The 24,019-nt window shown below is 39.6% G+C and carries 20 protein-coding genes and 1 pseudogene; all 21 read right to left on the bottom strand.

The features are described 5' to 3' along the window. Positions 1 to 89 precede the first annotated feature (89 nt). The 21 genes and pseudogenes from CEQ83_RS19990 to CEQ83_RS20090 all read right to left on the bottom strand — a co-directional run bounded on the left by CEQ83_RS19990 (position 90) and on the right by CEQ83_RS20090 (position 24,005). Positions 90 to 1,757: a ribonuclease J gene (locus CEQ83_RS19990; RefSeq protein ID WP_155017480.1), complete on the bottom strand. Its 1,668-nt coding sequence runs from the start codon at positions 1,755 to 1,757 to the stop codon at positions 90 to 92. Between the two features lie 194 nt (positions 1,758 to 1,951). Next, positions 1,952 to 2,824, bottom strand: a complete 873-nt coding sequence (gene dapA / locus CEQ83_RS19995) for a 4-hydroxy-tetrahydrodipicolinate synthase (protein ID WP_013058822.1) — start codon at positions 2,822 to 2,824, stop codon at positions 1,952 to 1,954. A gap of 75 nt (positions 2,825 to 2,899) precedes the next feature. Beyond that, complete coding sequence (gene dapG, locus CEQ83_RS20000; protein ID WP_028411393.1) at positions 2,900 to 4,132, bottom strand: aspartate kinase; 1,233 nt, start codon at positions 4,130 to 4,132, stop codon at positions 2,900 to 2,902. A gap of 39 nt (positions 4,133 to 4,171) precedes the next feature. Next, on the bottom strand, positions 4,172 to 5,215 hold the full coding sequence (gene asd / locus CEQ83_RS20005) for an aspartate-semialdehyde dehydrogenase (protein WP_013058824.1): 1,044 nt from the start codon (positions 5,213 to 5,215) through the stop codon (positions 4,172 to 4,174). Positions 5,216 to 5,406: 191 nt separating this feature from the next. After that, complete coding sequence (locus CEQ83_RS20010) at positions 5,407 to 6,012, bottom strand: dipicolinate synthase subunit B (RefSeq protein WP_013058825.1); 606 nt, start codon at positions 6,010 to 6,012, stop codon at positions 5,407 to 5,409. Then, on the bottom strand, positions 6,012 to 6,911 hold the full coding sequence (gene dpaA / locus CEQ83_RS20015; protein ID WP_098999593.1) for a dipicolinic acid synthetase subunit A: 900 nt from the start codon (positions 6,909 to 6,911) through the stop codon (positions 6,012 to 6,014). The genes CEQ83_RS20010 and dpaA overlap by 1 nt, the downstream gene beginning before the upstream one ends. A gap of 188 nt (positions 6,912 to 7,099) precedes the next feature. After that, on the bottom strand, positions 7,100 to 7,366 hold the full coding sequence (locus CEQ83_RS20020) for a YlmC/YmxH family sporulation protein (protein ID WP_013058827.1): 267 nt from the start codon (positions 7,364 to 7,366) through the stop codon (positions 7,100 to 7,102). Positions 7,367 to 7,464: 98 nt separating this feature from the next. After that, the gene (locus CEQ83_RS20025; RefSeq protein WP_028411394.1) at positions 7,465 to 8,709 is read right to left on the bottom strand and encodes a M16 family metallopeptidase; all 1,245 of its coding nucleotides are present in this window, start codon (positions 8,707 to 8,709) and stop codon (positions 7,465 to 7,467) included. Between the two features lie 28 nt (positions 8,710 to 8,737). Next, the gene (locus CEQ83_RS20030; protein ID WP_016765374.1) at positions 8,738 to 9,718 is read right to left on the bottom strand and encodes a polysaccharide deacetylase family protein; all 981 of its coding nucleotides are present in this window, start codon (positions 9,716 to 9,718) and stop codon (positions 8,738 to 8,740) included. Positions 9,719 to 9,860: 142 nt separating this feature from the next. Next, positions 9,861 to 11,987: a polyribonucleotide nucleotidyltransferase gene (pnp, locus tag CEQ83_RS20035; RefSeq protein WP_028411396.1), complete on the bottom strand. Its 2,127-nt coding sequence runs from the start codon at positions 11,985 to 11,987 to the stop codon at positions 9,861 to 9,863. A gap of 168 nt (positions 11,988 to 12,155) precedes the next feature. After that, positions 12,156 to 12,425: a 30S ribosomal protein S15 gene (gene rpsO / locus CEQ83_RS20040; RefSeq protein WP_013058831.1), complete on the bottom strand. Its 270-nt coding sequence runs from the start codon at positions 12,423 to 12,425 to the stop codon at positions 12,156 to 12,158. Positions 12,426 to 12,574: 149 nt separating this feature from the next. Continuing rightward, positions 12,575 to 13,531: a bifunctional riboflavin kinase/FAD synthetase gene (ribF, locus tag CEQ83_RS20045; RefSeq protein WP_028411397.1), complete on the bottom strand. Its 957-nt coding sequence runs from the start codon at positions 13,529 to 13,531 to the stop codon at positions 12,575 to 12,577. Between the two features lie 28 nt (positions 13,532 to 13,559). Continuing rightward, positions 13,560 to 14,477 (bottom strand): tRNA pseudouridine(55) synthase TruB, encoded by a 918-nt coding sequence (gene truB / locus CEQ83_RS20050; RefSeq protein ID WP_028411398.1) that lies wholly within the window; start codon positions 14,475 to 14,477, stop codon positions 13,560 to 13,562. A gap of 92 nt (positions 14,478 to 14,569) precedes the next feature. Beyond that, on the bottom strand, positions 14,570 to 14,935 hold the full coding sequence (gene rbfA / locus CEQ83_RS20055; RefSeq protein ID WP_013058834.1) for a 30S ribosome-binding factor RbfA: 366 nt from the start codon (positions 14,933 to 14,935) through the stop codon (positions 14,570 to 14,572). A gap of 14 nt (positions 14,936 to 14,949) precedes the next feature. Next, a complete protein-coding gene (locus tag CEQ83_RS20060; protein WP_028411399.1) occupies positions 14,950 to 15,228 on the bottom strand; it encodes a DUF503 domain-containing protein in 279 nt (92 codons plus the stop codon). After that, positions 15,225 to 17,093: pseudogene (gene infB, locus CEQ83_RS20065) on the bottom strand (translation initiation factor IF-2); the annotation flags it as partial. The gene CEQ83_RS20060 and the pseudogene infB, both read right to left, overlap by 4 nt. A 22-nt stretch (positions 17,094 to 17,115) precedes the next feature. After that, positions 17,116 to 17,415: a YlxQ family RNA-binding protein gene (locus CEQ83_RS20070; protein WP_028411400.1), complete on the bottom strand. Its 300-nt coding sequence runs from the start codon at positions 17,413 to 17,415 to the stop codon at positions 17,116 to 17,118. After that, the gene (gene rnpM, locus CEQ83_RS20075) at positions 17,415 to 17,696 is read right to left on the bottom strand and encodes an RNase P modulator RnpM (RefSeq protein ID WP_013058838.1); all 282 of its coding nucleotides are present in this window, start codon (positions 17,694 to 17,696) and stop codon (positions 17,415 to 17,417) included. The genes CEQ83_RS20070 and rnpM overlap by 1 nt, the downstream gene beginning before the upstream one ends. A 13-nt stretch (positions 17,697 to 17,709) precedes the next feature. Further along, a complete protein-coding gene (gene nusA / locus CEQ83_RS20080) occupies positions 17,710 to 18,822 on the bottom strand; it encodes a transcription termination factor NusA (RefSeq protein WP_028411401.1) in 1,113 nt (370 codons plus the stop codon). Between the two features lie 37 nt (positions 18,823 to 18,859). Beyond that, complete coding sequence (gene rimP / locus CEQ83_RS20085) at positions 18,860 to 19,330, bottom strand: ribosome maturation factor RimP (protein WP_028411402.1); 471 nt, start codon at positions 19,328 to 19,330, stop codon at positions 18,860 to 18,862. A gap of 364 nt (positions 19,331 to 19,694) precedes the next feature. Further along, positions 19,695 to 24,005 carry a PolC-type DNA polymerase III gene (locus CEQ83_RS20090; protein WP_028411403.1) on the bottom strand — a complete coding sequence of 1,437 codons (4,311 nt, stop codon included), beginning with the start codon at positions 24,003 to 24,005 and terminating at the stop codon, positions 19,695 to 19,697. Between the last annotated feature and the right edge of the window lie 14 nt (positions 24,006 to 24,019).

A 24,019-nucleotide genomic window follows, 5' to 3' on the forward strand; every position in this document is an offset into this window, starting at 1 on the left:
CTTATTGATAATAGTAGTATGAACTTCTCATAGTTATTACATCCGCATCAGCTGCAAATAAAAAGCCTTCCCAGCGGGAAGGCTTCACATTAGATTTCCATGATAATCGGTAAAATCATCGGTTTACGACGGGTTTTTTCATATAAAAATTGATTTAAACTTTCTCTCATTTTTAATTTTAATGAAGACCACTCGATCACTTTGTCTTCCATACACTTTTCTAAAATTTGCTGAACAATCTTCGTTGCTTCTTCTAAAAGCTTTTCTGATTCTCTTACATAGACGAATCCGCGGGAGATGATTTCTGGCCCCGCTACTACTGTTTTTTGACGTTTATTAATCGTAACTACTACCGTTAAGATTCCGTCCTGTGACAGCAGCCTGCGATCCCTCAGAACGATATTCCCAATATCGCCGACGCCTAGTCCATCAATGAGCGTATTTCCCGCTTGAATAGAACCGCTAGGGTACATGCGAGCATCTTTAAACTCAACTCGCTCACCTTTTTCAAGCAAACAAATATGATCTTCTGATATTCCTAATTGACCGGCTAGCTTTGCATAAGCTTTTTGTTTTCGGTACTCTCCATTCACAGGCATGACATATTTCGGCTTTGTTAAGTTAATCATAAATTTTAATTCTTCTTGACTGCCGTGTCCGGAAGCCTGCACTTTCTTCTGAGCAAACACTACGCTTGCTCCTAAACGAAAGATGACGTCAATTGTTTTTGAAAAGGTCGTTTCGTGCCCCGCCACGGGTGTAGCAGCCAGCAGCACCGTGTCATCTTGTTTGATTTGAATAAATTTATGGGACTGTTTAGCCATTCGAGTAAGACCTGAAATCGGCTCTCCGTGATGACCTGTTGTTAAAATAACCGTTTTATGTTCTGAAAGATCCTTTAGCTTTTGCACAGGAACAATTAAATCCTCAGGCAGCTGCAAATGTCCAAGTTTTGCTGCAATATCAATGATTTTCAGCATACTCTTTTCCATAACGATCAGGTTACGGCCATGCTGATATGCGGCATGAATAATTTGCTGAATACGGTGCAGATTGGAACTGTATGCAGCAACAATGATTCGACCTTTGCTTTTATAAAAAGCGTCGGTAATATTTTGTCCGATGACGGCCTCGGAAACTGTATAGCCTGGCTTATCCGCATTTGTACTGTCTGAAAGCAAACACAGGACGCCTTTTTCCCCAATGGCAGCCATTTTTCCAATATCAGCGCTTTGAATGCTGACTGAGTTTTGATCAAATTTAAAATCACCTGTATATACAATCGCACCTTGATTGGTTTGTAAACAAATGCCGACTGAATCTTGTATACTGTGCTGCGTTCTAAAAAATGAAATATCCACTCCTTCAAACGATAAAACCGTTGACGAAGTGATAGGATGTAAAGCTTCATATTTTTTAATTCCATACTCTTTTAACTTTTCTTTGATAAGTGCTAGCGTTAATTCTGTACCATATACCGGCACGTCCAATTTTTGAAGTATAAAGGGAATAGCCCCAATTTGCTCTTCGTGTCCATGAGTAACAAAAATGCCTTTTACGTTCTGCTGATTTTCTACTAAATATGTAATGTCAGGAATGACAATATCAATTCCTAACATTTCTCCTCCCGGAAACTTTGACCCTGCATCTAACACATATATGTTTTCATTGATTTCCACCACATACATGTTTTTTCCAAGTTCTCCGACTCCACCCAAGGCTGAAATTTTAATATTTTCTGTCTTTTCTAGTACCATAAGTTCCTCCTACTTACTTTCACCCGTACAATTTCATTTGCTTACATTATAACTGAAGTAAGAATTGGAATACAAGAAATTTCATTCGTCTATTTCCGTCATCTACTCTTCTATTATCTTATAAGAAAAAAACGTCTCTTCATCAACTCGTATATACGGTCAATGAAGAGACGTTTAAAAAACATACTTATAGCTTATAGCGTATTTAATGTGCTGACTAACGTTTGGCGTTCTTCTTCCGTTAACGGAACTAAAGGTAATCGTACCGATCCTACGTCTAACCCTTTTAGCTGTAAAGCTGTTTTAACAGGCGTTGGACTTGGAGCCGCAAAAAGAGATTTCATCACAGGTACAATACGCTGATGAATTTTTGCTGCTTCTTTCGGATTTCCTGACTCATACAGCTTAACCATCTCTTGCATTTCATTTCCAATAACGTGAGAGGCAACAGAAATAATCCCAGTTCCTCCAATTGCTAATACCGGCAGTGTTAAGCCATCATCACCGCTGTATAAAGCAAAATCATCGCTTGTTTGTGCGATAATAGCTGTCATTGCGTCAAGGTCGCCGCTTGCATCTTTTAACGCTACAACATTTGGCAGTTCAGCTAGGCGTACAATTGTATCCACAGACATATTGATCACGGATCGCCCTGGAATATTGTATAACATGACAGGCAGCTCTGTACTTTCAGCAATTGTTTTAAAGTGCTGATACAAGCCTTCCTGATTCGGCTTGTTATAATAAGGTGCTACAATCATAATCGCATCTACGCCGATTTCTTCTGCCTTTTTCGTTAATTCAATTGATGCATACGTATTATTGCTTCCTGTACCTGCAACAACAGGTACACGGCCATCTACTACCTTTACTGAGTGGCGGAACAGCGCCAGCTTTTCTTCTGTTGAAAGCGTAGGAGATTCACCCGTTGTTCCTGCAATAACCAACGCATCTGAACCGTTGCTGATTAAATAGTTAATAAGCTGCGTTGTTTTTTCAAAATCAATATTTCCTTTATGATCAAAAGGCGTTACCATCGCTGTTGCGACTTTCCCAAAATCAATCATGTTTTCACTCCTTGAAATTGCATTATCCCTATTCATATAATGAACCGTTAGCTTATAGCTAACGGAACATGTAGTTTATCTCTTTTGCGGTGCTTTTGACAAGTCAAAGGCACCATGAAGAGCATTAACGGCTTTCTTTAAATCCTCTTCTTTTACAAGCACCCAAATCGTCGTATGGCTGTCAGCAGATTGTAAAATCTGAATACCTTCGCTAGAAAGAGCTGTAACAATTTTAGATGTAACACCAGGCACCCCTGCAATTCCTGCTCCAACCGTTGATACTTTGGCACAGTTGCGAATAACAGCCGGCTCATACCCTAGCGCATGAAGCACATCAATTGCTTTGTCAGTTGCTTCATCTGTTACCGTATATACAACACCCTTCGGTGAAATATTGATAAAATCTACGCTGATTTTTTCTTGTGCCATTGCTTTGAATACTTCTGCTTGCGTATCATAATGGCCTTCTTTACTAAAAACTTTAATTTGAGTCACGTTGGATACGTGGGCGATGCCTGTTACAAGGCGTTCTTGCACATCGCTTCCACGCTGCTGTGCTTCACCTTGAGATGTAACGAGCGTACCTTCTGAATCAGCATACGTGGAACGGACGCGCATCGGTACTTTTGCTTGCATGGCAATCTCTACAGCACGTGGGTGAACTACTTTTGCACCTTGATAAGCCATGTTGCATATTTCGTTATATGTGACAACGGATAGCGGTCTTGCATCTTCTACAATACGCGGGTCCGCTGTCATCACACCTTCTACATCCGTGAAAATGTCAATGTAATCAGCCATAAGGGCTGCACCTAACGCTGAAGCAGATGTATCGCTACCTCCGCGTCCAAGCGTTGTTGTATCACCTTCAGCAGTTGCCCCTTGAAAGCCTGTTACGACAACGACATCATATTCTTCTAATTCTTTTAACAAACGGTCGCATTTCATTTCTAGTATCTTGGCATTGGTGAAATCATCATTCGTCACAAACCCTGCCTGTGCACCGTTTAATGCTGTAGCTTTAATCCCATTTTCGTTTAATAAATTTGTAAACACAACCGATGAAATTAATTCTCCGCATGCCATAAGCATATCAAGCTCACGTTTGTTAAGAGACGCTTTATTTCCATCAACAAGTGAAAGCAATGTATCCGTTGCATACGGTTCACCTTTTCGTCCCATTGCCGATACAACAACGACTACTTTGTAACCCTCACTTAATGCATTATTTAAATGATAGATTGCTCTTGCTCTTCCTTCTTCGTTACGAACGGAAGTTCCTCCAAATTTTTGGACGATTATTTTCATACTTACACCTCATCATGTTCCGAGACACTCTGGTTGCGCTTATTTTACTAAGCTAAGCTTAATAAGTGATTCTGCAATTTGTACAGAATTCCAAGCTGCACCTTTTAACAAGTTATCAGAAACGATCCACATATGGAAACCGTTATCGCGATCTAAATCTTTACGAATACGGCCGACAAACACATCTCGTTTACCTACACAGTCTGCTGGCATTGGATATACTTGATTTTCTGGATCATCTTGCAATACGATACCAGGTGCATCAGCCAATAAATTTTTCACATCAGCTACCGTTACACCGTCTTTTTCAATTTCAATGTAAACTGACTCTGAATGACCTGTTACAACCGGTAGACGAACACAAGTAGCAGCTACTGGCAATTCAGGCATGCTCATAATTTTTTTCGTTTCATTAATCATTTTCATTTCTTCAAATGTAAAACCGTTATCTTGAAATTTATCAATTTGCGGAATGGCATTAAAAGCAATTTGATAATGTTTTTTATCTCCACCAACCGGTAAAATTTCCGGTGTAAACTCTTTTTCTTCTAAAATAGCTTTAGCTTGTTCTTTTAATTCATTAATTGCAGCAGCACCTGCTCCAGAAACGGCTTGATACGTTGATACTAGCACTTTAGATAAGCCGTATGTTTCGCGTAATGGCTGTAATGCTGCTACCATTTGAATTGTAGAGCAGTTTGGATTAGCAATGATTCCGTTATGTGCGTGTAATGCATCTTCATTCACTTCCGGCACAACTAACGGGACATTTTCATCCATTCGATAAGCGCTTGTGTTGTCTACAACGATTGCTCCGCGTTTTACTGCCTCTGGTGCAAGTGCTTTTGAAATGCTGCCGCCTGCACTGAATAAAGCAATGTCCACGCCTTCAAAGCTATCAGGAGTTGCTTCTTGCACAACAACTTCTTCTCCGTTAAACAACACTTTTTTACCAGCTGAACGAGCTGAAGATAATAACGTTAATTTACCAACTGGAAAATTACGCTCCTGTAGGGTTTTAATCATTTGTTGTCCTACTGCACCTGTTGCTCCTACTACTGCTACATGTAATTCTCTTGTCATTTTAATACCGCCTCCAACAATTTTCAACTACTCAACATTTATCTGCATATACTGACTATTTTAACATATTATTATGCTTCATTGCGTCAAAGAAGAGAAGATTTTTAAAATCTTCTCTTCTTTGAGATTGAGAGTTCTCTTACAGCCGCAGTATTGAACAGATTCATACAACAGCAAGAGGCATATATGTCCTATGACTCTTGACCGTCGCGGAACCTTTCGACAATAACAGGCTGAATCTGTTTATCTTCAAGCGCTGCGTACACCGTGTCTGATAACATCGTCATACGCGCTACCATTGAATTTGGTTTAAGCACCGGGTCATCTTGACCAAATGGAATAAAATAAATATTTTTAGTCGCCATTAGCCTCATTAAGTTTACACCATTTAGCCCTAGTGCGTCATTAGTCGAAATTCCCAGTACCACTGGCTTATTATTACGAAGCGTTGCTTTAGCTGCCATGAGTACCGGAGATTCAGTCATTGCATTCGCAAACTTACTCATCGTATTCCCAGTGATTGGGGCAACTACCATACAATCAAGCGGAATCTTTGGTCCTAGAGGCTCTGCTTTTACAATTGTATTGATGACGGCGTGACCTGTTAATTCCTCAATTTTCTTCACCCAGTCTTCTCCATCTCCAAAACGAGTATTTGTGGATTGTACAGTGTAAGAAACAACCGGTAACACTTCTGCTCCCAAATTAACAAGCTTTTCAATTTCTGGCATAACCGCATCATACGTACAGTGAGATCCGGTCAAGCCGAATCCTATTCTTTTACCTTTTAATGACATTATTTTTTCTCCTCTCTCGCATCCGCAGCGTCTTTTAATAAATTCACTAATACATTAGCGACAATCTGACCTGCTGTTTTTGGAGCCACAATCCCTGGAAGACCAGGTGCTAAAATAGCTTTAATTCCTCGTTTTTCTGCATAGCGGAAATCGGTTCCTCCAGGCTTTGAAGCTAAATCAATAATGAGCGCGTGGGTCGGGACATTAGATAATGTCTTAGCCGTTAAGATGGGGTATGGAATGGTGTTAATACATATATCACTATCAGCAATTTCTTTATCGAGTTCAGAAAGATAGAAAGGCTGCAAACCCATTTCAGCAATACGTGCTAAATGTTCAGATTTTCTAGCTCCTACTTTTACATTGGCACCAAGTGCAGCAAAGGACCTCGCCACGCTCATTCCTACTCTTCCTAAACCTAGGACAGAAATATTTGAACCGTGAATGGTAAAATCCGTATGTTGAATAACAAGCATGATGGTACCTTCAACAGTAGGAATAGAGTTATAAATTGCTACATCATCACGCTCAAATAGCTGAACGAGTTTACGGTTTGTCGTTTTGACTAATTCGTTTAAATACCCATTGCTAATACCAGAATAAATAATGCAGTGCTCAGGCGTTTTTTGAAGTATTTCTTCAGTCAATACTACTTTTTCATTTGAAAAAATAGTATCTACTTGCCCTTCGTGATTTGTTCCAGGCACTGGAAGGATGATGGCGTCAACATCTGAAAAATCCAGCTCCTCTATCTGATATTTCGTCGCACCTGTAAAACCATGATCTAGCTGATCAAAACCAATAAGAGAGGTTTTTGCATCTAATTGAATTAATTTTCGAATGACTTCAAGCTGCCTAGCATCACCGCCAATTACAGCTATGTGCAAATCCGTTAACATGTTTCATTTTCACCTTCTTTAACATTAAATAGATGTATCCTTCGCTTAAACCATCGAGATGTAAAGTGCTATCATTACGCCCTAGAATGCCTATTGCTTTTCTTCAACATACTATGTAAACACACAGGAATCGGTGAATCTTTATCCCTGAAAATAAAAGAAACGAGATGCAGGAAGCATCTCGTTTGTTATTTTGTTGACTCATTATTTATGTCTTCTAGCTGATGAACATTTACAATCACCATATCCGTACCAATTTTTTCGATATTCCCCCACGGCACTCGCACTTCATCTCCTTGTTTTCGAAATCCAAACCACTTCACAGATGGAATAATAAGCGCATTAATTTGTCCCGTATGTTCATTAATTTCAAGATCTGTTTGCCCTAAAATACCCAAACGCTCTGCTCGCTTAACATCTACAATTTCTTTTCCACTCAGCTCACTTAATCTCATGAAATCCCTCCTTTCATCTAATTTATTGAACAACCATACAAAAAATGACATAAAAATAAGGCTGGCTCAATTATTTTAGCCAACCTTACTTTTATGGTTTAATTTCCTTTAAAACCCTTAGGTAAATCTCCACTCGGGCTTATTAATGAAAGCGCAAATTCGTCTTTGAAAATATCTCGTGCAAGACCATTTACACTATCTTTAGTCACGGCATTAACAAGGTCTAAAATCTCATCTAATGAACGGTGATAGCCCAGCATTAACTCATTTTTTCCGTTTCTGCTCATACGGCTATTTGTACTTTCAAGACTCAGCATTAAGTTTCCTTTCAGCTGCTCTTTGCTGTTAGCAAGTTCTTTATCCGTAATACCTTTGTCTTTCAAATCATAAAGCGTTTCTTGAACCGTATCATATAATACGTCGAGCTGATGGCTTCCAGTTCCCCCATAAATCGTTACAAGACCGCTGTCTCGATAAGAAGAATGATAAGAGAAAACAGAGTAAGCCAAGCCGCGCTGTTCACGGACTTCTTGGAACAAACGACTGCTCATGCTTCCGCCAAGCACGTTGTTTAATACAATTAAGCTATATACATCTTCTCCGCCGATTGGCAAACCTTTAAAGCCAAGGCAAAGATGAGCTTGTTCTGTCTCTTTTTTGCGCGCAATATGATTTGTATGGAACTCAGGCTGAACATATTGATGAGCGGAATGACTTGACGTATATGTACCAAAATAGTTTTCCACCTGTTGTATAAAACTCTCATCAATGTTTCCAGCTACTGAAATAACGATGTTTTCAGGAATATACATTTGCTCCATATATTGACGAAGCGAATCACCGTTAAATGTTTTTAACGTATCTTCCGTTCCTAAAATTGGATACCCTAATGGATGATTACCATATACGGCTTTTCCTAATAGATCGTGTACAATATCGTCAGGTGTATCTTCATACATTTTAATTTCTTCATATACAACATTTTTTTCACGAGCTAATTCCTCTTCATCAAATGAAGAATTAAAGAACATATCCGCCAGCACATCTAGCGCTTGATCTGCGTGTTCGTCTAATACTTTTGCATAGTAGCACGTGTATTCTTTAGAAGTGAATGCATTTACTTGTCCCCCAATGCGGTCGAAGCTTTCTGCAATTTCACGAGCAGATCTTGTTTTTGTTCCTTTAAAAAACATATGTTCAAGAAAATGTGATACACCATTAATTTCAGGGTGTTCACTTCGAGAACCCGTTCCGATCCATACCCCAATGGCCACAGATCGAACAGTTGGGATATTTTCCAATACAATTCTTACACCATTTTTGCACGTATATCGTTTTATCAAGCTAGTGCCTCCCTTTTGCTTATCTCACTTACTTCTTAGTAGAAGAAGGTATTTTCATCATTCTTTCTTCATCTAGCATTGTTGACACATCGCTAACTTTCAGGCCTTTGCGTTCAATATCGGTTAACAATTGGTCAAGCGATTCAGCCGTTGATTCAGTTGGGTGCATCAGTACAATAGCCCCTGGATGAATCTTTTTCATTACTCGATTAATTAACACTTCTGAACTTGGCTTTTGCCAATCGATTGTATCAACTGTCCACATGATTGTACTCATTTTTAACTGAGAAGCAAGCGTTACTACTTCGGGGCGAAAACTGCCGCTCGGCGGAGCAAACCATTTTACTTTTTGTCCCGTAGTAGATGTAATAATATCATTCGTTTTTTTAAGCTGCTGATTGATTTGACTAGCCGATAAAGTGGCCATATCAGGATGAGAATAAGAGTGGTTTCCCACTTCATGCCCTGCGTCTACAATCATTTTTGCCATATCTGGATTATTTTTAACCCATTTTCCTTCTAAAAAGAAGGTTGCTTTAGCATGGTGCTTTTTCAGCACTTCTAACATTTTAGGCAAATACTCGTTCCCCCATGCTACGTTCACTGTAAACGATACCATAGGCTTTTCATCGTGTCCACGGTAGATAGGTTCCTGTGGTAAATCCTTCAAGTGAACCTTTGGTCTAACCTGTTTGTACACTAATTTTTTTTCATCAAATTTACCCGCAGGTTTCATATTTTTATAAGAAGCAGCAAGATCAACTTTTATGCCGTTATAGCCAGGAACCCGTTTCCAAACGGGATCGATTCGTGCATTCGCTGCTGGCTTTTCATAATCTTTTGCTTTTTCTTCAATCTTTTGATATAACGCATCATGCTGAGCTGATACAAGTTGTACATCGGATTTAAGTGCTTCTATATATGCTTCAGCAAAAGGATTATAAATAGATTTATATGTAATTGCCAGTAAAAATAGAAATGCTGTAAATTGCACAATGGTTCTCTTCACTTATCCTTCCCCCTTTACCATTTAAAATATGTATAAAGAGGACAAGGTAGAACAAACATCTACAAACGATAAAATCGCCCTACACATGGATTTTCTTCATGTATGGACGATTTCACAATATCTATATAGTAGTAAAAGAAGATTATTTTGTTTCTTTTGCTTTTTCTTCTTTTTCTTTTTGTTCTTTTAAAATTGCTTTACGAGATAAGTTAACGCGACCTTGTTTATCAATTTCCATGACTTTAACTAAAAGCTCGTCACCAATCGCTACAACGTCTTCGACTTTTCCAATACGCTCTTCTGCAAGCTCTGAAATATGAACAAGCCCATCTTTTCCGCTGAAGATTTCTACAAATGCACCGAATTTTTCAATTCGTTTTACTTTTCCTAAGTACATTTGGCCGACTTCAACTTCGCGTACAAGATCTTCAATGATTTTCTTCGCTTTTTCATTCATCGGCTGATCAATAGAAGAAATGAAGATTGTACCATCTTGTTCGATATCAATTTTAACGCCTGTTTCTTCGATGATTTTATTGATTTGCTTGCCGCTTGGTCCAATAACATCACGAATTTTATCAGGGTTAATCGCCATTGTAAGGATCTTAGGCGCATATTGAGAAAGCTCTTGACGAGGCGTAGCAATCGTTGACATCATATGATTTAAGATTTGCATACGGCCTTTTTTCGCTTGTTGAAGGGCTTCGTCTAAAATTTCACGAGATAACCCGTCAATTTTAATATCCATTTGAAGCGCAGTTACGCCATTTTCGGTACCTGCTACTTTAAAGTCCATGTCTCCTAGGTGATCTTCCATTCCTTGAATGTCCGTTAGAATCGAGTAGTGTTCACCTGATTTGATCAGACCCATTGCAATCCCTGCTACAGGTGCTTTAATTGGAACCCCAGCATCCATCATTGCAAGCGTACTTGCACAAATACTTGCTTGTGAAGTAGAACCGTTTGACTCTAATACTTCAGATACAAGACGAATTGTATAAGGGAAATCTTTTTCATTTGGAATAACCGGTTCAAGTGCACGTTCACCTAGCGCACCATGTCCAATTTCACGACGACCCGGTCCGCGCATCGGTCTAGTTTCACCAACACTAAATGAAGGGAAGTTATAGTGATGCATGAAGCGTTTAGATTCTTCTACACTTAAACCATCTAAAATTTGCACATCGCCAAGTGCACCTAATGTACAGATGCTAAGCGCTTGAGTTTGTCCACGCGTAAATAATCCAGATCCGTGTGTACGTGGAAGCAAGTTTGTTTCAGAAGAAAGTGGACGAATTTCGTCAATACTACGGCCATCAGGACGTACTTTTTCTTCTGTGATCAAGCGACGCACTTCACTTTTAACAAGCTTCGACAAAATTTCATTCACTTGATTTAGTACTTCTTCTTCTACATCTTGCTCTTCAAATTTTGCAGCTACAGCGCTTTTCACTTCTTTAATCGCATTTTCGCGCGCATGCTTTTCTTGAACTTGAACAGCACGATTCATGTCACCTTCTGCAATTTCGCGAACTTGACGCTCAAGGTCAGCATTAACAGTATAAAGCTCAACTTCAACTTTTTCTTTGCCTACTGCTGCTACAATTTCTTCTTGGAACGCAATTAATTTTTTAATTTGCTCGTGTCCAAACATAATTGCTTCTAACATTACTTCTTCCGGTACTTCATCAGCGCCTGCTTCAACCATGTTGATCGCGTCTTTTGTACCAGCAACCGTCAGATGAATATCGCTTTTTTCAAGCTCATCTACCGTTGGGTTTACAACAAATTCATTGTCTACACGGCCTACGATTACGCCTGCAATAGGACCTTCAAATGGAATATCAGATACTGATAATGCTAATGAAGAACCAAACATTGCTGCGATTTCTGAAGAACAGTTTTGGTCTACGCTCATTACAACGCTGACAACTTGAACTTCGTTTCGGAAACCATCTGCGAATAAAGGACGAATCGGACGGTCGATTAAACGGCTAGCCAAGATTGCTTTTTCACTTGGTCTGCCTTCACGCTTAATGAATCCACCTGGGATTTTACCGACTGCATATAAACGCTCTTCATAGTTTACTGTTAACGGGAAGAAATCTACATTTTTAGGCTCTTTTGAAGCCGTTGCTGTACTTAATACAACTGTGTCTCCATAGCGGATTAATGCTGCGCCATTTGCTTGTTTTGCCAACTGGCCAACTTCAACTTCTAGCTTTCGTCCAGCTAGATCTACAGAGAACACTCGTTTTTCTTGTTCCATATCGACGAGTACCCCTCTCTACATATAAAATATGTATGTAATCAAATGTGATAGTTTTATTATAAACGAAATATCCAAAAACAATAGCTTTTTTCACATTATGTAGCATCTTTAATGTTTCTTAAATGTACATACTAAAAAAGCGGGAATGCTCCCGCTTTCTTCTTATTATCGACGTAAACCAAGTTTGTTGATTAACTCACGATAACGAGTAACGTCTTTGTTACGTAGGTAGTTAAGTAAGTTACGACGTCGACCTACCATTTTTAAAAGACCACGACGTGAATGGTGATCCTTTTTATGAGTACGTAAGTGACCGTTTAGATTGTTAATTTGCTCTGTTAGGACAGCGATTTGAACTTCTGGAGAACCAGTGTCGTTCGCATGAGTTTTGTACTCACTAATGATTTCATTTTTACGCTCTTGTGTGATAGCCATCCTATTCACCTCCTTATTATTAAACCCCAGTTACCGAGCAAAACGTTGGTGAATCGTAATGCCAAGCAATGGTTGTTTTACATACAAGTGTTATGTTACTACTTATTAGAACAAAAAGCAAGTCGTAGCAGCTATTTATATATATTTTTTTATTTCTTGTTTTTTTGAATTCCTTCAAAATAAGCAAGGGCTTCTTCCTTGTCCTTTGAGATCTGACCGACAAGCTCTTCGATGCCGCTGAACTTTTTTTCTGAGCGAATCATTCGGTGCCATTTCACCGTTACGTGCTGATCGTAGATTTGCTCGTCAAATGATAATAAGTGGACTTCGATTGTTGGCTTTTCTAAATTATCGTGAAAAGTCGGCTTGTAGCCCACGTTGCACACTCCTGCATACCACTTACCGTGAAGCTGAAGCTCAACAGCATACACGCCGATGCGTGGAAGTAAATACTCATCGTCTAAAGCGATGTTAGCAGTAGGAAAACCTATTTGCCTGCCTCGCTTTTCTCCATGAGTCACTGTACCTGACACTTCATAATAGCGGCCAAGCAGCTCTTTTACTCGATGCATATCTCCATTTGCTAAACTTTCGCGAATAAGCGTTGAACTAATTTTTTCTTCGCCATTTGTTAACTTATCAATTGTTGTTTGCGTGAATTTTGATCGAGAATGAAATGGTAGTATTTCCATTGTTCCTTTACCTAACTTTCCATACGTATAGTCAAATCCAGCTACCACATGCTGTACATTCAGTCCAATAATATACTGATCAACAAACTCTTGAGGCAATAGTGCTGCAAACTGTTTATCAAAATGAACGATATATAAAAAGTCAATTCCCATTTCCTCAATGAGTTTCTTTTTTTCTTGAAGCGGTGTGATCATATCAATGTGCTGCACATTGCGCCCGAGCACCACAGAAGGGTGAGGAGTAAACGTCATCACAGCACTAGCTATGCCTTTTTCATCGGCTAACTGTTTTGCTGAATTTATCACTTGCTGATGCCCTAAATGCACACCATCAAAATAACCAAGCGCTAACACTGATTGTTGAACAGCTTCTCGTTGAAAGTGGTGTGGATGTCGAATTTCAATCGTTTCCAAAACACAGTTCACCTTTTCCCTAACCGGTCTAGTCGATTGCCAACACTTTAACCGGCTTCATTAAATGTTTTTTTGTTGGGTGCTGAGCATAAATTGCTAAGCACTTGCCTGCAGAATTTATCATTAAAAAGAAGGGTTCTTTTTTTAACTCTTCATCTTCCGTACACGGCAATACCGCGCCATTTTTCACTTTCTCTGCTAATGTATCACTAATTTGAAGTTTCGGCAAATGATTAAGAGCTTCTTCGATTGAATGTAGTTTCTCATTGATCGTTTCTTCTTCTACCGCCCGTTCAATATCTTCAAATGTCACACAATCTTTGAGTGAAAACTGCCCGGAACCTGTTCGCTGCAAATACGACATATGAGATGGATAGCCAAGAGCTTCTCCAATCATCACAGCAAGCGTTCGCACATATGTACCTTTGCTGCACGTTACGCGGAATTTGAAGGAAATTTGTTCTCCCTCAAATGTAGCGCGATCATCCAGCAGTTCAAAGTTATAGATATGAATGGTTCTAACTGGGCGCTCTACTTCGATTCCTTGCCTTGCATATTCATATAGTTTTTTACCTTTGACCTTTACCGCTGAATACATTGGAGGGACTTGCTGAAGTTCTCCTGTCATCGAAGACAGCACTTCTTCGATTTGAGCACGTGAAAAAGAATCCGCTACTTTCTTTTCTTCTACAACCTCTCCGGAAGAATCTTCTGTTGTTGTAGAAAACCCGAGTGTAACTTCCCCTTCATAGGTTTTAGTAGCTCCTGTTAGATATTCTACAATCTTGGTAGCTCTACCGATACAAATAGGCAATACCCCTGTAACGTCTGGGTCTAATGTGCCTGTATGCCCTACCTTTTTAGTGCGAAGCAGCTTTCGGACTTTAAACACACAGTCGTGCGAAGTCAGGCCAGCTGGTTTATGTAAAACTAAAACACCGTCCACTCATTCTTCATCTCCTTTTCATTTAAAAAAGGGTGTCTCAGAAGCAAAAACCACTTTTGAGACACCCTTTTTTGTTTCTACATTCACTGATCTTATTCGTTCTCTTGATGGTCATCGCTTTCTTTTTTTATTTCATGAAGCAATGATTCAATTCGATTACCATAATCAATTGATTCATCAAACTCAAACGTAATTTCAGGTGTTTTACGTAAGCGAATGCGCTGACCGATTTCTGAGCGGATAAATCCCTTTGCTTTCGCAAGGCCTTTTAACGTATTCTCACGCTGTTCAGCATCTCCTAAAACAGAGATATAAACTTTCGCTTGCTGTAAATCGCCTGATACTTGAACATCTGTTACAGTCACAAAACCGATGCGCGGATCCTTGATTTTACGATTTAAAATCTCGCCCATCTCTTTTTTCATTTGTTCTCCGACTCTAGTTGCTCTTATGTTCATCTGTGTCACCCCTTTTATAACCAATCAAAAGTTGTAATGGTACGTTCAATCTCTGGAAAAGAATCAATCAAGCTTAGCGCTTTTTGCAGTTCTTGTTCCGTTGTGACACGGCTAGATGAGACTGTGACAATGCTAATTTTTGTTCGTTGCCACACATCTTGAAAATCAGTTTCTGAAACCGATACGTTAAACCGCTGCTTCAAGCGCATCAAGATGCGCTGAAGCACGGCACGTTTTTCTTTAAGAGAAGCAGCATCGTAAATTAAGCATTCACACTCCACTAGTCCAATCATTTAGGATCAATTTGCTCCATTACATATGCTTCAATAATATCTCCTTCTTTAATATCATTGAAGTTTTTAATTGTAATACCACACTCATATCCTTGAGCGACTTCTTTTGCATCGTCTTTAAAGCGTTTTAGCACATCTACTTCACCTTCAAAGATAACAATTCCGTCACGGATTAAACGAATTCCACTGTTACGCGTAATTTTACCGTCTGTTACGTAACTTCCTGCGATTGTACCAACTTTTGATACTTTGAATGTTTGACGTACTTCCACTTGACCGATGATTTTTTCAGCAAACTCAGGGTCAAGCATTCCTTTCATCGCAGATTCAATTTCTTCAATTACTTTATAAATAATGCGGTGAAGACGAATATCTACGTTTTCTACGTCAGCTGTACGTTTTGCTCCAGCATCTGGACGCACGTTAAAGCCGATAACGATTGCGTTAGAAGCAGTTGCAAGAATGATATCAGATTCTGTAATTGCGCCTACACCCGTATGGATAATACGAACATTTACACCCTCTACATCAATCTTTTGAAGAGCAGCAGCCAATGCTTCTACAGAACCTTGTACGTCTGCTTTTACGATAAGGTTTAAGTCTTTCATTTCACCTTGTTTAATTTTTTCAAATAAATCATCTAAGCTTACGCGAGATTTTTCACCGCGCTGTTGTTCAAGCTGCTTTTGAGCACGAGCTTCTCCGATTTGACGAGCGGTTTTCTCATCTTCAAATACTAAGAAACGATCTCCAGCTAATGGAACTTCGTTTAAGCCAGTAATCTCAACCGGAGTAGATGGTCCTACTTCCTTCACACGGCGGCCGATATCATTTACCATTGCACGAACGCGGCCAAACGTATTTCCGACTACGATTGGATCACCTACGCGTAGTGTACCAGTTTGAACAAGAAGCGTTGCTACAGACCCACGGCCTTTATCTAGCTGTGCTTCTACAACTGTACCTGCTGCACGACGGTTAGGATTTGCTTTTAACTCCTCTACTTCACTTACAAGTAAAATCATTTCAAGTAATTGATCGATCCCTTCACCTGAAATGGCTGAAAGCTTACAGAAGATTGTTTCTCCGCCCCACTCTTCAGCTACAAGGCCGTGCTCCATTAGTTCTTGCATAACGCGATCTGGATTTGCTGCTTCTTTATCCATTTTGTTAACCGCAACAATAATTGGCACTTCTGCCGCTTTTGCATGGTTAATCGCTTCAATTGTTTGAGGCATTACACCATCGTCTGCTGCAACAACAAGGATTGTAATATCCGTTACTTGCGCACCGCGAGCACGCATTGTTGTAAATGCAGCATGCCCTGGTGTATCAAGGAATGTAATTTTCTTTTCATCAACCACAACTTGATAAGCACCGATATGCTGCGTGATACCGCCTGCTTCTGCAGCCGTTACTTTTGTGTTACGGATAGAGTCAAGAAGCGTCGTTTTACCGTGGTCAACGTGACCCATGATTGTAACAACTGGAGGACGCACTTGAAGGTCTTTTTCGTCGTCAATAATTTCTAATGATTCAAAAGCAGTGTCATCTACTACTACTTCTTCTTCAACTTCTACACCGTATTCTCCGGCAATTAGTTCGATAGAATCTTTATCTAACTCTTGGTTAATTGTTGCCATTACACCAAGCATAAATAATTTTTTAATAATTTCAGAAGGCTCTTTGCCTAATTCTTTTGCTAACTCAGAAACCGTTAAGCTTCCGACAAACGTTACTTTTTCCGGTAACTCTTTTGCAGCTGCTGGAGCTGGTCTACCTTTTGGTGCCTGTGACTTTTGTGCCTGTGGCTTTTTGTTACCTTTATTGTTTCCTTTGTTAGCTGTTGATTTTGTATTTTTATTCAATACTTTCACCCCCATAAAATTAACCGAGCATCGTTGCTAGCTTTTTAGCAAATCCCTCGTCCATAACGGCTACCACAACTCGAGCATCTTTACCAATCGCTTGACCTAGCGTGTAGCGATCGGGAACCATTCTAACCGAAACGTTGTAGTAAGAACATTTATCCGTTACTTTTTTCTTTGTGTTTTCAGACGCATCGCTTGCTAAAAGTACTAACTTTGCTTTTTGTTTCCGAACTTCTCTAACCACAAGTTCTTCTCCAGAAATCAATTTGCGTGCACGGTTTGCAAGCCCTAAAAAAGAGATCCACTGTTCATTCATTAGCGTGACTGTTTCTCCTTTTCTACAAGCGCTAGCAACTCTTCATAAACCGCTTCATCTATTGACGCGCCTAAATGTGTCGAAAGCACATTTTTCTTTTTTGCCAATAAAATTGCTTCTTTATCCTTGCTTACATAAGCTCCGCGCCCGGACTTTTTACCCGTTACATCAACTGAAACGTCGCCTTCTTTTGAACGTACAACGCGTACTAGCTCTTTTTTAGGCTTCATTTCTCCAGTGGCCACACATTTTCGCATCGGGACTTTTTTACGATTGTTCACCTTGGCTCACCTCTTATTCCATATCTTCATCTGAATCAAATGCATGTTGACTTACTAGCATATCATCGCTGCTTTTTACAACCATACCTTCTTGCTCAGCTTCTGATTGACTTTTAATATCAATTTTCCAGCCTGTCAGCTTAGCGGCTAGACGTGCATTTTGTCCACGCTTACCAATTGCAAGTGACAGCTGATAGTCAGGAACGATAACAGTTGTTGCTTTTTCATTTTCATCTACAATCACATCTACTACCTTAGATGGACTTAGGGCATTGGCAACAAATTCAACTGGGTCATTTGACCAGCGAACGATGTCAATTTTTTCACCTTTTAGTTCATTCACAACAGCCTGTACGCGCTGACCTTTTGGCCCAACACAAGAGCCGACCGGATCTACTTCAGCATACTCAGAATGAACAGAGATTTTTGAACGGTCTCCAGCTTCGCGAGCTACTGATTTTAATTCAACTGTACCGTCATAGATTTCCGGAACTTCTTTTTCGAAAAGACGTTTTAAAAGACCTGGATGCGTACGTGAAACATAGATTTGTGGTCCTTTTGTTGTTTTTTCTACTTTCGTAATATACACTTTAATACGATCATGAGGTTTATACTGCTCATTTGGCATTTGCTCGCTTTGAGGAAGCAATGCTTCAATTTTGCCAAGGCTCACGTAAATGAAGCGAGAATCTTGACGCTGAACAATACCTGTCATAATATCTTCTTCACGATCGCTGAACTCTGAGTAGATAACGCCGCGCTCCGCCTCACGAACACGCTGTGTAACAACTTGTTTTGCTGTTTGAGCCGCGATGCGTCCAAAGTCTTTTGGCGTTACTTCGATTTCAACCACATCGTCTAGCTGGAAGTTAGGGTTGATTGTTTGTGCTTCTTCAACCGAAATTTCTAGACGTGGATCATATACTTCATCAACCACATCTTTGCGAGCAAACACGCGCATTGAACCTCTTTCTAAATTTAAATCAACGCGTACGTTTTGCGCTTGGTTAAAGTTGCGTTTGTAAGCAGAAATTAGCGCTGCTTCAATTGCTTCAATAATTACATCTTTGCTAATGCCTTTCTCTTTTTCAAGAATGACTAAGGCATCAAATAACTCACTGCTCATCGTTGGATAATCCCCCTTTAATATTGGCCCCTACACATTAAAATACAATCGCTAATCGAGCAAAAGCGACTTTGTCATATGGTAAAATCACCGTTTTTGTGCGTGTTTTGATACGAATAGATAATGTGACAGTTTCTCCGTCAAATGATTGTAATTCGCCTTCAAATTCTTTTGCACCTTCAATTGGTTCATATGTTTTTATGTATACATGCTTACCAATTGCACGTTCAAAATCTTTATCTTTTTTTAATGGGCGTTCCGCACCAGGCGATGATACTTCTAAAAAATAGTTATGAGGGATTGGATCTACTGCATCCATTTTCTCACTCAATTTTTCACTTACTGCTCCGCAGTCTTCGATATCCACGCCGGTATCAGAGTCGATAAACACACGTAAAAACCAATCTTTTCCTTCTTTTACGTATTCAATTTCAACAAGCTCTAAATTCATTTCCTCTAAGATAGGGGAAACCATTTCTTCCACTGTTTGTTTTACATTTTTACTCATTCTAATCCTCCCTTCGAGACATTGCATGGTATGTTTAGGTTACGCGTTTTTTATGTCTCTTATATCAAAAAAGAGTGGTTTATTTGCTATTTTTATTTTGCACTCTATAAGAGGTCTAACCTACTAGAGTGGAAATGTTGTCATTTGTGTTGCAGGATTTTAAACGTCACATAATAAATCAATCATGGTGATTGAAAATCTACAGAAAAAACGAATCATGCTAGAAGCCGATTCGTTCTCCATACTACTTACTATGACAGTAAGTTCATATCAATAAGAAAGAGCGGGTTTCCCCACTCTTTCTCGTCCGTATCCTTAGCATTTCCACAATTACTATATCATAACCGCTTATTTTATGCAAATGTTAGAAAAGAGAAAGCTGGTTCTGATCAGGTAATGATTCAAGGCATCCATGGTTGTCTAGATACTCTAAAATCGTCTTCGATACTTTGCCTCGCTGCTGCAAGTCTTCTTTCGATAAAAACTCTCCCGTTTCACGAGCTTTTACAATGTTCAGTGCTGCATTTGTGCCAAGACCAGGAATGGCATTAAACGGCGGAATTAAAGATGTGCCGTCAATTAAAAATTCGTCTGCACTCGATTCATATAAATCTACTTTTTTAAATGAATAGCCTCGTTCGCACATTTCCAAAGAAAGCTCAAGCACCGTTAATAAGTTTTTCTCTTTAGGAGATGCATCTAAACCTTTGGCATTGATTTCTTCCATCTTCGCTCGAATGGCAGTTGATCCTTTAATCATCGTATCAATATCAAAGTCATCTGCACGAACCGTAAAGTATGCTGCGTAATAAAGAAGCGCGTGGTGCACTTTGAAATAAGCAATACGCACGGCCATCAATACATAAGCAGCCGCATGGGCTTTAGGGAACATGTACTTAATCTTTTTACAAGAATCAATATACCAGTCCGGAACACCATTTTTGATCATTTCTTCTTCAAATTCAGGTGTTAGCCCTTTCCCTTTACGCACAGACTCCATAATTTTAAAAGCAAGTGAAGGTTCAAGACCTTGATAAATTAGATAAACCATGATGTCATCACGACAGCCGATTACTTCACTTAAGTTGCAAATATCATTGCGAATTAGCTCCTGCGCATTACCAAGCCATACGTCCGTCCCGTGCGACAGTCCCGAGATTTGAACAAGTTCTGAAAACGTCGTTGGCTTCGTATCTTCTAACATTTGACGCACAAAGCGCGTTCCAAATTCAGGTATGCCAAGCGTTCCTGTTTTACACATAATTTGTTCTTCTGTTACGCCAAGTGATTCCGTTCCACTAAAAATTTTCATCACTTCAGGATCATCCGTCGGAATTGTTTTTGGATCAATTCCACTTAAATCTTGAAGCATGCGAATCACGGTCGGATCATCGTGTCCGAGTATATCAAGTTTTAATAAATTATCATGAATCGAATGGAAGTCAAAATGAGTTGTTCTCCATTCGGAATTACGGTCGTCAGCTGGAAACTGGATGGGTGAAAAATCGAAAATATCCATATAGTCCGGTACAACAATAATTCCTCCTGGATGCTGACCAGTTGTACGTTTTACGCCCGTACATCCTGCTACTAAACGATCCACTTCTGCGTTTCGTAAATGTAAATCGCGGTCACCAGCATAGCCTTTTACATAGCCATAAGCTGTTTTTTCGGCAACTGTACCGATTGTTCCCGCACGGTATACATTATCTTCTCCAAACAGTACTTTTGTATAGTTATGAGCTCGCGGCTGATACTCTCCGGAGAAGTTCAAATCGATATCGGGAACCTTGTCTCCCTTGAATCCTAAGAACGTTTCAAACGGAATATCGTGTCCATCTTTAATAAACGGTACGCCACAATCGTCGCAGCTTTTGTCCGGCAGATCGAATCCAGAACCTACGGAACCGTCATTAAAAAACTCGGATTTCTTACATTTTGGACACACATAATGCGGCGGCAGTGGGTTTACTTCTGTAATTTCCGTCATCGTCGCAACAAATGAAGACCCTACGGAACCACGTGAACCAACTAAGTAACCATCATTTAATGATTTTTTAACGAGTTTATGCGAGATCAAGTAAATAACGGCAAACCCGTGGCCGATAATACTTTTCAACTCTTTCTCTAGACGAGCTTCTACTACTTCAGGCAGCTCTTCACCGTAGATGCTGCGTGCCATCGCATAGCTCATTTCACGCATTTCTTCGTCCGCACCTTCAATTTTCGGCGTATATAAATCATCTTTAATTGGTTTAATATCATCGATCATATCGGCTATTTTTTGCGTATTATGAACAACAATTTCTTTCGCTTTGTCCCCATCTAAAAATGAAAAACAATTCAGCATCTCATCCGTTGATCTAAAGTGAACATCCGGCAGCTGATGACGGTTTAAAGGATTAGCCCCGCCTTGTGAACCAATTAAAATTTTTCGGTAAATTTTGTCTTCCGGATTGAGATAATGAACATTTCCTGTTGCTACAACCGGCTTTCCAATCTTTTCACCAAGCTTCACAATATTGCTAATAATATCTTTTAAGGCTTTCTCATCTCGCACTAAATCTAGTTCAATTAAGTGCTTGTAGTTGTCAGGAGGCTGTACTTCGATGTAATCATAAAATTCAGCTACTCCTTCTACTTCATCAATTCCTTTTTGCATCATGCCTTCGAATACTTCGCCTCGGTCACATGCGGTTCCAATCAAGATGCCTTCTCGATATTTGTCAAGCTGAGATCTTGGAATTCGCGGAACTCGATAAAAGTAATTTAAATGAGAAATCGAAACAAGTTTAAATAGATTTTTTAATCCTACGTCGGTTTGTGCTAAAAGAGTCGCATGATAAGGACGGGCCCGCTGATAGGCATTCCCTTCTCCCATATAATCATTTAAGCGATCATGCATTGTAATTTCCCGTTCAAATGCATCTTTCAGCATTTTATTTAACAAATAGCCAGTTGTTTCCGCATCATAAATCGCGCGGTGATGCTGCACAAGTTCAATATCAAACTTTTTAGCAAGAGTATTCAAACGATGGTTTTTCATATGCGGATACAAAAATCTTCCGAGTTCAAGCGTATCAATAACGCCGTTAGCTGCTTTTTCTAAACCGATTTTTTGCAGTCCCATATTTAAAAATCCCATATCAAAGCTTGCATTATGAGCGACTAAAATACTGTCACCCATCCACTCGTGAAAATCACGAAGTACTTCTGAGATTTCAGGCGCATTTTGGACCATATCATCTGTAATACCTGTCAGCTCAATTGTTGTTGCAGACAGAGGATGATGAGGATTTGCAAACCGTTCAAATCGATCAATGATTTCTCCTTCTTTCATCTTCACGGCAGCAAGTTCAATAATGGTATCGTATACGGCTGACAAACCGGTTGTTTCGACGTCAAATACTACGTAAGTTGCTTCTGTCAAATCCACATGCTTCGGATTATAGGCAATCGGCACGCCGTCGTCTACTAAATTAACTTCCACTCCGTACAGTATTTTAATGCCGTTCTTTTTCCCGGCTCCATATGCTTCAGGAAACGACTGTGCAACCGCATGATCAGTTATCGCTACAGCCGGATGTCCCCATTTTTTAGCTTGTCCGACTAAAGCTCCAACAGATGAAACAGCATCCATTTGACTCATTGGCGTATGCAAGTGAAGCTCCACACGCTTTTCATCTTCAGGCGCTGTATCTTGTCTAGCAGGACCGGTAATCTCGTTGACATCATTTCCAATCATAACTAAATCACGGACAAATGTATCATTTTGTACACTTCCGCGAACCTTTACCCACATTCCTTTTTTAATCGCTTGAAGTAAAGGAATATCTTCTTTGTCACGTGAAAACATTTTAACCATAATAGAGTTTGTATAATCTGTCACTTTAAAAATAAGAAGCGTACGTCCGCTTCGTAATTCTCTAGTTTCTGCATCAAATACGTATCCTTCAACGGCAATTCGCTTTTCTTCATCCACAATGGAGTCTAGGCGAACCGTCTCGTCTTTAATCGTATATCCAATTGTAAGCGGACCTTTTGGTAGGTCTGGTCCATCACTTTTTTCATTTTCTTTATTTTGCATTTCTGTGATGGCTTGTAATACTTTTTCTGTATCTTCTTGTTTTCGTTGCTCTACAAACTGCTGAAATGCTTCTTCTGAATGTACAACTTCCGTCATTAGCTGAAGGTTCGGAAAGCCATAGGACGCATACTGATCAGCAATTAACTGACTGTACTTTTTACGTAAAGCCGTTCCTTCTGCATCATGTCGTGCGTTCACAATCAATTTGGCACCGTTCAATCTCGGCATTTGATCTTGTAAAAGCGACTGTAAAAGCGGGGATATTCCCTGCATTTCTCCAATACAATGCTTCCAATATGACTGTACATGCTCTTCCGTACATTCTTTATTAACGGTTTGAATAGAAAAAGAAACACTCGCAATATGAGAAAAAGCTGAAGACATGCGAGCATGGAATAACTCATAGATCTCAAAAGGTAATAACCCTTCTAAAGAAAAATGAAAATGCCATTTTTTTTGTTCTTTCTGAATGACGAGCTTTTCAATCGCTGCGTTTTCAAAATAAGGAACAATTTGATCACTCGTCAGCTCTAACTGCTGCAGCAGCAACTTAAAACGCTCCTTTTTTCCTAGCGTTTGTGCTTCCAAGTTTTCTGCCTCCT

Source organism: Priestia megaterium (assembly GCF_009497655.1).
Lineage (GTDB): Bacteria > Bacillota > Bacilli > Bacillales > Bacillaceae_H > Priestia > Priestia zanthoxyli.

Coding starts and splice junctions, on each gene's coding strand:
- CEQ83_RS19990 (WP_155017480.1), bottom strand. CDS start 1,757: ATGGTACTAGAAAAGACAGAAAATATTAAAATTTCAGCCTTGGGTGGA.
- dapA (WP_013058822.1), bottom strand. CDS start 2,824: ATGATTGATTTTGGGAAAGTCGCAACAGCGATGGTAACGCCTTTTGAT.
- dapG (WP_028411393.1), bottom strand. CDS start 4,132: ATGAAAATAATCGTCCAAAAATTTGGAGGAACTTCCGTTCGTAACGAA.
- asd (WP_013058824.1), bottom strand. CDS start 5,215: ATGACAAGAGAATTACATGTAGCAGTAGTAGGAGCAACAGGTGCAGTA.
- CEQ83_RS20010 (WP_013058825.1), bottom strand. CDS start 6,012: ATGTCATTAAAAGGTAAAAGAATAGGATTCGGCTTGACCGGATCTCAC.
- dpaA (WP_098999593.1), bottom strand. CDS start 6,911: ATGTTAACGGATTTGCACATAGCTGTAATTGGCGGTGATGCTAGGCAG.
- CEQ83_RS20020 (WP_013058827.1), bottom strand. CDS start 7,366: ATGAGATTAAGTGAGCTGAGTGGAAAAGAAATTGTAGATGTTAAGCGA.
- pnp (WP_028411396.1), bottom strand. CDS start 11,987: ATGGAACAAGAAAAACGAGTGTTCTCTGTAGATCTAGCTGGACGAAAG.
- rpsO (WP_013058831.1), bottom strand. CDS start 12,425: ATGGCTATCACACAAGAGCGTAAAAATGAAATCATTAGTGAGTACAAA.
- rbfA (WP_013058834.1), bottom strand. CDS start 14,935: ATGAACATAAGAGCAACTAGAGTCGGAGAACAAATGAAAAAAGAGATG.
- CEQ83_RS20060 (WP_028411399.1), bottom strand. CDS start 15,228: ATGATTGGACTAGTGGAGTGTGAATGCTTAATTTACGATGCTGCTTCT.
- CEQ83_RS20070 (WP_028411400.1), bottom strand. CDS start 17,415: ATGAATGAACAGTGGATCTCTTTTTTAGGGCTTGCAAACCGTGCACGC.
- nusA (WP_028411401.1), bottom strand. CDS start 18,822: ATGAGCAGTGAGTTATTTGATGCCTTAGTCATTCTTGAAAAAGAGAAA.
- rimP (WP_028411402.1), bottom strand. CDS start 19,330: ATGAGTAAAAATGTAAAACAAACAGTGGAAGAAATGGTTTCCCCTATC.